Source organism: Sunxiuqinia elliptica (assembly GCF_900113005.1).
Taxonomy (GTDB): Bacteria; Bacteroidota; Bacteroidia; order Bacteroidales; family Prolixibacteraceae; genus Sunxiuqinia; species Sunxiuqinia elliptica.
Window position 1 is genome coordinate 1 of record NZ_FONW01000021.1, and the last position, 8,312, is coordinate 8,312.

General features: G+C 31.8%; 9 protein-coding genes. All 9 read right to left on the reverse strand.

Annotated elements, in window-relative coordinates; all coding sequences use genetic code 11:
• Positions 1–481: 481 nt before the first annotated feature.
• The 9 genes from BM156_RS20475 to BM156_RS20895 all read right to left on the reverse strand — a co-directional run bounded on the left by BM156_RS20475 (position 482) and on the right by BM156_RS20895 (position 8,240).
• Entirely contained in the window at positions 482–1,228 is a 747-nt protein-coding gene (locus BM156_RS20475; RefSeq protein ID WP_093921775.1) for a hypothetical protein, read from the reverse strand.
• A 1-nt stretch (position 1,229) separates the two neighbouring features.
• Positions 1,230–2,027: a radical SAM protein gene (locus BM156_RS20480; RefSeq protein ID WP_093921776.1), complete on the reverse strand. Its 798-nt coding sequence runs from the start codon at positions 2,025–2,027 to the stop codon at positions 1,230–1,232.
• A complete protein-coding gene (locus tag BM156_RS20485; RefSeq protein WP_093921777.1) occupies positions 2,014–2,613 on the reverse strand; it encodes a class I SAM-dependent methyltransferase in 600 nt (199 codons plus the stop codon). The genes BM156_RS20480 and BM156_RS20485 overlap by 14 nt, the downstream gene beginning before the upstream one ends.
• Before the next feature lies 1 nt (position 2,614).
• Positions 2,615–3,487, reverse strand: coding sequence for a hypothetical protein (locus tag BM156_RS20490; protein ID WP_093921778.1), 873 nt, complete (start codon positions 3,485–3,487; stop codon positions 2,615–2,617).
• A complete protein-coding gene (locus tag BM156_RS20495; RefSeq protein ID WP_093921779.1) occupies positions 3,480–3,935 on the reverse strand; it encodes a cytidine deaminase family protein in 456 nt (151 codons plus the stop codon). Before BM156_RS20495 ends, BM156_RS20490 begins: the two co-directional genes overlap by 8 nt.
• Positions 3,936–4,204: 269 nt before the next feature.
• Positions 4,205–6,523, reverse strand: a complete 2,319-nt coding sequence (locus tag BM156_RS20500) for a DEAD/DEAH box helicase (RefSeq protein ID WP_093921780.1) — start codon at positions 6,521–6,523, stop codon at positions 4,205–4,207.
• Entirely contained in the window at positions 6,520–7,203 is a 684-nt protein-coding gene (locus BM156_RS20505) for a hypothetical protein (protein ID WP_093921781.1), read from the reverse strand. Before BM156_RS20505 ends, BM156_RS20500 begins: the two co-directional genes overlap by 4 nt.
• Before the next feature lie 166 nt (positions 7,204–7,369).
• On the reverse strand, positions 7,370–7,936 hold the full coding sequence (locus BM156_RS20510; protein WP_139218351.1) for a hypothetical protein: 567 nt from the start codon (positions 7,934–7,936) through the stop codon (positions 7,370–7,372).
• A gap of 118 nt (positions 7,937–8,054) precedes the next feature.
• On the reverse strand, positions 8,055–8,240 hold the full coding sequence (locus BM156_RS20895) for a tyrosine-type recombinase/integrase (protein WP_093921783.1): 186 nt from the start codon (positions 8,238–8,240) through the stop codon (positions 8,055–8,057).
• Positions 8,241–8,312 lie beyond the last annotated feature (72 nt).

Sequence of the window (8,312 nt, forward strand, 5' to 3'; positions counted from 1 at the left end):
AGCCCAAATATAGTTCCTGCCCTCTGTAAGACGCCAGCCGCTTAGCCAGTAAACAGGAGCCCGCTAAGCTCATCACTCCGTCACATACTCCGTAGCTTTTGACTGGATATGGCCACTTCTCGACTCCTCTTCAAGGGTTCACTTGCGTTCAGCTCCTATATTCACACCTGATATAATCGTGCTATATCTTTTCCTAAACGCTCAGCACCATGCCTCTTAAACACAGCACCTTTAGGTGGTTTGATGCCCCCTCCTGTAAGGCGACACCAGTGTCCAGTTGCTCGTTTGCAACTTCCACCATCTCAATTACAGCATGCAATGAACTTTATTTTGCCGATTCATCGCTTCTCGGCACACTATATGGTGGGGCGGTCCCGATGCAATCGGGAGTGTCAGACCCGCAGGAAAGTGGGCACGAGGTCTGACTTGTCAGACCGCTGAAACCCCCGCCTGCCATATACAATTTGTTATAAACAGGCCTTTATTTTCCATTTTTATTAGCCTCCAGTGAGTAATTTGTCCCATAAATTGATTTTATCTCCAATTTCTTTTGAACAATCTTATTGTAGATATTTATGAGATTATTTACTCTTCGTTCATAGAATTTTATCGACGAATCAAAGTAAGTTTCTCTTTTATATTTATTTTTCAACTTAGTTTGAATTCCAAGCTCATCTTTGAACCAGTACCCATCATCAATTAAAAAACGTAGAAACATGGGGAGAACAAAATTATCAAGTTCAATGTCATTTATATAATCGCTACTGTCGAATATGCTTATTGATTCAAAAAGGTCTTTTGATATCACTTTTGAATTCAAAGAGGATAGGTTATATTCTATGTAATCTGTTTGGTACACTGGACGCTTTATATTTTTGTGTTTGCTAAAGACAAAAAAGTCTAAATCACTTGGTCCGATTACAAATACATTATCTTGATACTCTTTATTTATTTTAGGTACGGTTATGCTATTTGATACCATTGCATGCGAAGGAAAAGAACCATAAAAACAAATACCATCTATTAATTTAGAATTTTCATACAACCATGCAGATAATATCTTTAGCGCATTACTTATGTGCAGGTTTGTTGTTGGATAAGTAACATCTTCAAGCAGTTTATTCGTAAAATATGAAGCGTTATTATTTGAATATGTCCTTCGAGAAATATTTTCATTTACGATATTTTGTAAATAATTCAAAACATTTGTGTCAATAGTTGTTTCCATTTTAAAATAAGATATTGTCAAATTGTGGTGCTTTTCTTATACTCCCATCGATATTGACCCAATAGAATCCATAGTTAGAATTTACTTCACTAGAAAACTCAGAATATTGAGTAACAAGTTCAAGTGAAACATTTTTAATAGAAAGCTTCCTTACCGTTGGATTTATATTCGGTACAGCATATTTTGAATTCGTCTCAAAAAAACTCTCAACTTCTTTTCTATTATCAGAAAATACTAAATTGTTGTTGTTACTAATTAGTGTAATAAAACGAATTTTTTTGAATCCTTTTTCAATACAAAAGTTTAGAAACTTTTCAAAGTTCCAGTTATTGTTTGGTTGAATTAGAACATTTGCAGAAAATCTTTCTGGTTCCATTTTTACAACAGAAAGCTGATTTTGAAAATTCACAAAATCGTCTGCCGTCTTGTTTGTGTATGATATGAAAGAATTAGAGTCATAACCGTAAATGCTTATCGTATAAAGAATTTTATCAGAAAGTTTATTGTACCACTTTTTTAGTAAAGAGCCATTTGTAGTTATAGAAACTAATGATAAGCTTGTTAAGTAATCAGTTATCGTTTTTATATTTGGATTTAAAAGTGGTTCACCTCCTGTTAATTTTAAGTAATCAATTTCATTAATATATGGTTCTAATGCTGATTTTAATGAATCCAAACTTATGTTATTATGCCTAGCATCATGACCTTGCCACTCATTAAAGCATAAATTACATTTATAGTTACAGTAATTATTTAAGATAATTCTGAAAGTATAATTTTTAATGTCACTTTCTTTCATAAATCAGGCATAGATAGTTTTGATTGGAAAGGTCTTTCTTAAGTTCGAACGATTGATTGAATATTTCATTGATTTCACAGTGACTATGATAATAATACATTGCCTTCTCGGAAGAATCTGAAATATTCTTATATCTCTTTGATTTGGTGTCTTTATTAATTTGAATATAAACCATCGCCCCCTTAAAGGTTAAGTACTCAATTTCTTTATATATTTTTTTTACTAAATCAATATTAAAATGAAAAAGTACACCTCTACACCAAATTGCATCGAATTTGGATTGAAAAATTTCAGAGGCTTTGAATATGTCACCACAAACCAAATTTAAGGAGCCATATTTTTTTAATCCTAGATTTACCATTTCGTGAGATATATCTATTCCTATTGATTCAATACCAAGCTCATTGAAAAAGTGTACATCTCTACCAAATCCACATCCGAAGTCAAGCAATTTTGAATTCGGTTTTAAAAGCTGATAAAATTCATGGAGCCTATCGTTATATTTTAGGTTTCTGTGTTTCCAACTTTGCCACAGAATATTAGAAATATTATCATATTTTTTCTCTAGTTCTTTAGTCGGATTCATTCTAATTATTTGTACATAACTCTTTTAGCCAATTAATCTTGTCGAAACCAGGGGATACTGAAATTCTGCTTCTGATTATATTACTTAAATTGTCAATTATTTTAACAGTTTCTTGAGGTGATGGCGTCAAATTATCAGCATTAGAAGGTGGCATATATGGAAAATCATTTCTTGGGAATAAATGCCCATCCTTGAAAGTTAATATTTCTGGATAAAATTGTTCTTGTGCACGAATGGTTGCAACAAGGCAATCAAACAAACTTGTTTCATACTTTTTATAAGATTCTTTCCATATTTCATCCAAATCCGTAGCTGATTGGTTAATTATTTTTTTGACTTGTTTATGTCGTATCCACCTTGTAACAAGCATACTTAAAAGCACAAAAAGGCTGGAAAGTAAAAGAACCAATATGATTGTTAGAACTATAGACATATTGAGTTCTCCTGAGAATTCTTTTTTTGAAATATTTAGTCCGAGGTAAGCTCCTAAAAGTCCAAAAAATACTTTAAAACCATTGGCTGTCCAATTATTTGTTGCCTTTATAAATGAGAATAACGGCCATGAATTTAATTGTTTATCTACTTCATCTAATTCTCCTTGCTTCAACTTTTCAAGAGGGAGTATCTTTCTTTTATAATTCAGTTTTTCAACATTAAAGGCTCGTAGAGTACTTCCAATTACAGGTATAATGTTATTTAAATAATTTATTGCTGTGACATTTCCTTTATTTTCTTCCTTTAAATTATTTAAGAAGTCCTTGAAAAGAAATGTTCCCATTTGATTCGATTTTTCATCGCTAGAACTTGATGCTGTTGCAGCGAATATTACATCAATTATTGTTTGCGGAGAGATAGGAGGAATTTGATTAGTCATTCTTTATGTTTTTAAATTCACGATTAGGCCATGGTTTAGGATATAGTTCACTTAGATAATACTTCCCCAATAATTTCCCATTAAAACTTGTTAGGATAACAATATCTAATCCTGAGTATCTTGCATTCTCAAATAAAAGTTGCCTGCAAATACCACATGGAATAGGCTCGGTTGATTCATCATCAGATGAAACTGCTATTGCCTTAATTGTTTTATCGTCGTTTATGTAAGCATTAATAATTGCGCATTGCTCTGCATGAATTGAAAGTGTTTGACTTGAAGAGAAAATATTAAAACCTTTATAGATTTCTTTATTTATCGATAAAACTGCTGCACCATACTTAGCATTACTCTTAGAATTCTTAATTGATTGTTCTAAGGCTAGCGATGCACTCACAATTAAGTTATTTATTTCCTCTTCTTTTATTTGCGGCTTCTTCAATTCCATTTTTATAAACTATTAATCAATATCTATCGAAAATTCAAGTTCTAATATTTCAAAATCAAATTTAAACAAATAAGAATTAAAAGTAAGAACATCTAATTTCTGAGTTGATGGTTAGCAGCAATTCAGGCTTGTTTATAACGGTTGGCGGTATGAAATCGTTGGGGATTGCGGGGTGCTTTCCTGTCGAGTTACACCGAACTTGACGTGGGGTAGAACGCTAGAATAACCACTTAACCCCCAATGTTTTATGACCGCGTGTTAGGGGCTTTTTATTCTTCATTTTGTTTTATAAATCTTTCAATTGACAGTCTTTTTTCTTTTGGTAAAGAGTAAATTGATTCTTTGAAAATGATTTCCTCTGAATTAATTGACACTATATGTGATTCTATTAATTCAATGTCCTCAAATGACATACCATAACGAAGCATCCATATATGTTTTTCATTGTCTGTTCCATACCTGATATATTTAGATAGTTTTTCAGCTCTTGTATCATGAGTTTTTTCAAAATACTTAATGAAAGAGGCATAAAAAATGTCGTTTAGTTTAAAGCCTATCAGTTTGTCAATGAAATCATAAGTGTCATACATTATGAGGTCATAATCAATATCTGAAGCTTTAGTATCTGGACTAAATAAGCTGTATACTTTGTGGTTTTTGTCTGGAATTTCGTGATATCCAGTTATGAAATTAGCTGTTATGTGGTCTGTTCTACGACCAAGTTTTTCTAGTTTTATTCTTTCATTAGTCTTACTAACATAAGAATAGCGAAACCAACAGATGTTTTTGAATGTTTTACCGTGTACCTTCCATAACATTATTTTGATTGCCGTGTCCAAAACGTTAGCCTCTCCATCTTCTAATTCCCTATTCAAGTAAATTGAGTAAAGTTCTCTAAAGAACTGGTAATGCTTAAAACGATTTCTAACATCTTGATTTAATTGACTTAATGATATGATTTCCTCACCTTCAAACAAGGTGTCTAGAATGTTCTTAATTACAATCTCTGTAGAATCAGCCGATAATTTCTCCAGATCTTTTTCTGTTAAGTTATATTCATCAGAATAAGTATCATTTAAGATAGCCTCTTTAAAGTCATTGTAATCATCATTCTTTTGCTCGGACTTTTCTAAAGAAGATTCTTCATCCAAAATTTCATCTTGATTCATGATGTTTCTGAAATTTGACATCTTACTTATTGAACCGACAATAACATACCCAAAATCAAATTCATTCGAAAGTGTTGATCTACCCGCTCTTCCTATCAGATTTTTCACAGATAATGGCTTGCTACTTTCTAGCCTATCAAGGAATACCACATCAAACGGCATGTTAATACCTTGCTCTAATGTAGAAGTTGCGAAACAAATCCGACATAAGCCATCTTGGGTGAATTTCTCAATTATTACCCTAGTATGTAGAGGAAGCGACCCATGATGAATGACAATTCCTCTCTTCAACAGAGCAATCATTTGAGAGTAATAGTTTTTATTAGCTATTGTATCACCTCCTGTGTATTGCTTTAATTGTTCAATGTAATAATCAATTTGCTCACCTTCTATTTCCTTACATAAATCGATATACTTTGCAAATTGATTTAAAAAACCGCGATTATATATTTTGGATTTAGATATGTAGAATAATACAGAACCTCCATTTTTTATAGTTTTATCAATTGGGTCAAAAGAGCAAGTAACCTTACTATTACCCATAATTGATTTATCTATACCGAAATGATAAAAGTTCCATTCATTATCCGAACATAAAAACATTTGGCCAACATTTTTTTGCTTGAATTGGATTGAATCTGAAGTTTCAAGTTGAAAATGATTTTTCTTGATTTGGGATTCTGGATTTTTCACAAAAGGATGCGCAAAAACGAATGAAGCGTCAGGAAATCCTTTTTGAGCACGCCTAACAATACTATCAAAATATAACCCCCTCTTTGAGTTCTCATTGCTAAGTTGAGCCTCATCAAAAAGGAACATGCTCACTTTGTATTGCTCTTTATATTTGAATAACTCCCTGCATCTTTCTGGTGTAACAATAAAAACATTCCTATCAGTATGTTTCGTGTTTATTTTATCAATAAAGGTTAAAATATTTACCGATTTGTCTTCGATTAACTCATTTAATTTATGGTAATATTCATTTATTAAAGCTCTTGATGGAACGACAATTACCACATCATTTATGCTTTTATGAATCAAGTTCATGAACACAAATGATTTACCAGTACTGGTTGGAGCAGAAAAACTAAAGCACTTATTAGATTCTATCCCTTTAATTATTTTTGCTTGAACAGGAGTATATGTGTTATCATATGTATCAGAAATGTATTTTCTATACTGCCGAAAAACTACTTCTTTCAGTGTCTTTGGTTCAATATTTTTATAAAAGACGCCCATATAATTCAAAATCATATCCTGATGTGCTTCAAACTTTTCAGGATTATACAATTTTAAATATGATAGAATCTCCATATCTGTCGTTGACACAGGGCCTGTTTTATACAAGTTGTCTAAAACATAAGAGAACACATCTTCTGTTTTGTCCGATTGCATGATATTTGAAATGAGATTATTCATACGTTTACAGCAATACAGATTAGTTCATCGAAATTTTTAAGCTTGGCAAAATCACTATTGGCTTTTATACCATTAATGATTAATTGGCTACTTGTATTTTTACTTGCAAAGGCTGCCATAAATCCTTTATTTCCTTTAGAATGATTGTTTAGAGAATCTTCGCAATAAAATTTATCAATATCTTCTAAATCTGATGCGTCTTGTTTTAAATCTACAAACTCAACAATCTTATTAAATGCCTTGCCATATGCATTTCGGTCAGAAAGAAATTTTGCTTCACCAAAAAGTATAATCTTATTAAGATTTTTAGAATAAAAATCAAAGCCATCATTGCCCGAAGCTTGGCTTTTAAAAAGCTCTGCTAATGGGATATCTAAGTAATTCAATTCATTTACTATCGCTAATCTAGAAAGTTCCGAAACAACTATTTCTCCAGAGTCTTTAGTAATTTGATTGCCCGATTTTGCAATAATGCTATCAGCTACATGCTTAATAGTTTCCTTTGCCCGTATTGTAAATGCGTCCCTTATATATTGTTTATCGAAATCATTAATCCAAGAAATGTCAGACATAGATTTAAAAACTTCACCAAGAGTCAAGTTGATATCAGTCGGCTCAATTCTGATGAATGTAATATGAGGTTCTATATTCTGATTATCTAATACGGTATATCCATTCATATTGTCTGGTAGTATTAATTGCCCCTAACGTCTCGGCTATGAGTAGTTGCGTGGTTTAGCACTTAACTTTGCAAGTACACGCTAAACTAAAAATCCGATAGGATTTTCAGAAGTATGCGAGAACAAGCAATTACTTATAGCCATTGTTGTGTGTATGTGCTTTAATTCAGTCGTTTTTCTTTATTACGTTATATGGTAAAAGTTCGAAAATAACTTTTCCATTCTTATCTTTTTTAATAATCTTTTCGGGTTTATTTTTTCCGTTTGTCTGAATTCGTGCCTCATAAAATAATTCCAAATCTCCATTTAAAAAACCATTCCCAAATTCAATCAACTCATTTTTTGTTTTTTCCAAAACTGCTCGAAATTCACGCTTTTTTGGGAAGTCATAACCTTTGTATTTTCTATTCGGTTCGGTTAATCTTTGAATATCGGAAATTGAAATAGAATCCCATTCCGATTTAAAGAAGTCGTCACAGTCTCCTTCTCCGAGAATTATATCAAAAGTGTATGGATAATCAGTTGGAAAGTCAGATGCGGATAATTTCACATACTGTTTTTCCTTTGTCCAGATTATTGTTGTAAAGTAAGTTTCTACTTTTTTCCGATAAAATTCAAATCCGTTTTGTTCTAATGGATTTCCAATTATTTCCAATGCTAAATTTGAAAACGAAATATGCTTTCTTGAAGGCTTAGAATTATCTCCAGGTTTTAAAAAGTCAAATATTCCCATAATCTTGGTCAGCATTACACACAACGTATCTGGAATAACACATTTATGCACTTTATTTTTTTTATATGTGTGACAAAATGTGTCATTTCCAATAAAATAGTATTGTAAATGCAACAATTCATGTTTTACTTATAATTTCATCTATCGGGTTAATAACTTTTTGAATCTCTAAATTCGAAACAGGAGTATAAATCTCTGTTGTTTGAATATTTTCATGCCCTAGTAAATTTTGAATTACTCTTAAGTTGGTCCCTTGTTCGAGCATGTGAGTCGCGAATGAATGTGTAGCCTTACCTCTTTTCAGACAGCTCTAAATTAGACATTTCTTTTAAATGTTTATCTGGTTTTGTATTAGGGTATCCCCCAATACAAAAAT

What these genes read in the sequence shown, in the direction of transcription:
- BM156_RS20510 (WP_139218351.1), bottom strand. Translation starts at nt 7,936, where the DNA reads ATGGGAATATTTGACTTTTTAAAACCTGGAGATAATTCTAAGCCTTCA.
- BM156_RS20505 (WP_093921781.1), bottom strand. Translation starts at nt 7,203, where the DNA reads ATGAATGGATATACCGTATTAGATAATCAGAATATAGAACCTCATATT.
- BM156_RS20490 (WP_093921778.1), bottom strand. Translation starts at nt 3,487, where the DNA reads ATGACTAATCAAATTCCTCCTATCTCTCCGCAAACAATAATTGATGTA.
- BM156_RS20485 (WP_093921777.1), bottom strand. Translation starts at nt 2,613, where the DNA reads ATGAATCCGACTAAAGAACTAGAGAAAAAATATGATAATATTTCTAAT.
- BM156_RS20475 (WP_093921775.1), bottom strand. Translation starts at nt 1,228, where the DNA reads ATGGAAACAACTATTGACACAAATGTTTTGAATTATTTACAAAATATC.
- BM156_RS20480 (WP_093921776.1), bottom strand. Translation starts at nt 2,027, where the DNA reads ATGAAAGAAAGTGACATTAAAAATTATACTTTCAGAATTATCTTAAAT.
- BM156_RS20495 (WP_093921779.1), bottom strand. Translation starts at nt 3,935, where the DNA reads ATGGAATTGAAGAAGCCGCAAATAAAAGAAGAGGAAATAAATAACTTA.
- BM156_RS20500 (WP_093921780.1), bottom strand. Translation starts at nt 6,523, where the DNA reads ATGAATAATCTCATTTCAAATATCATGCAATCGGACAAAACAGAAGAT.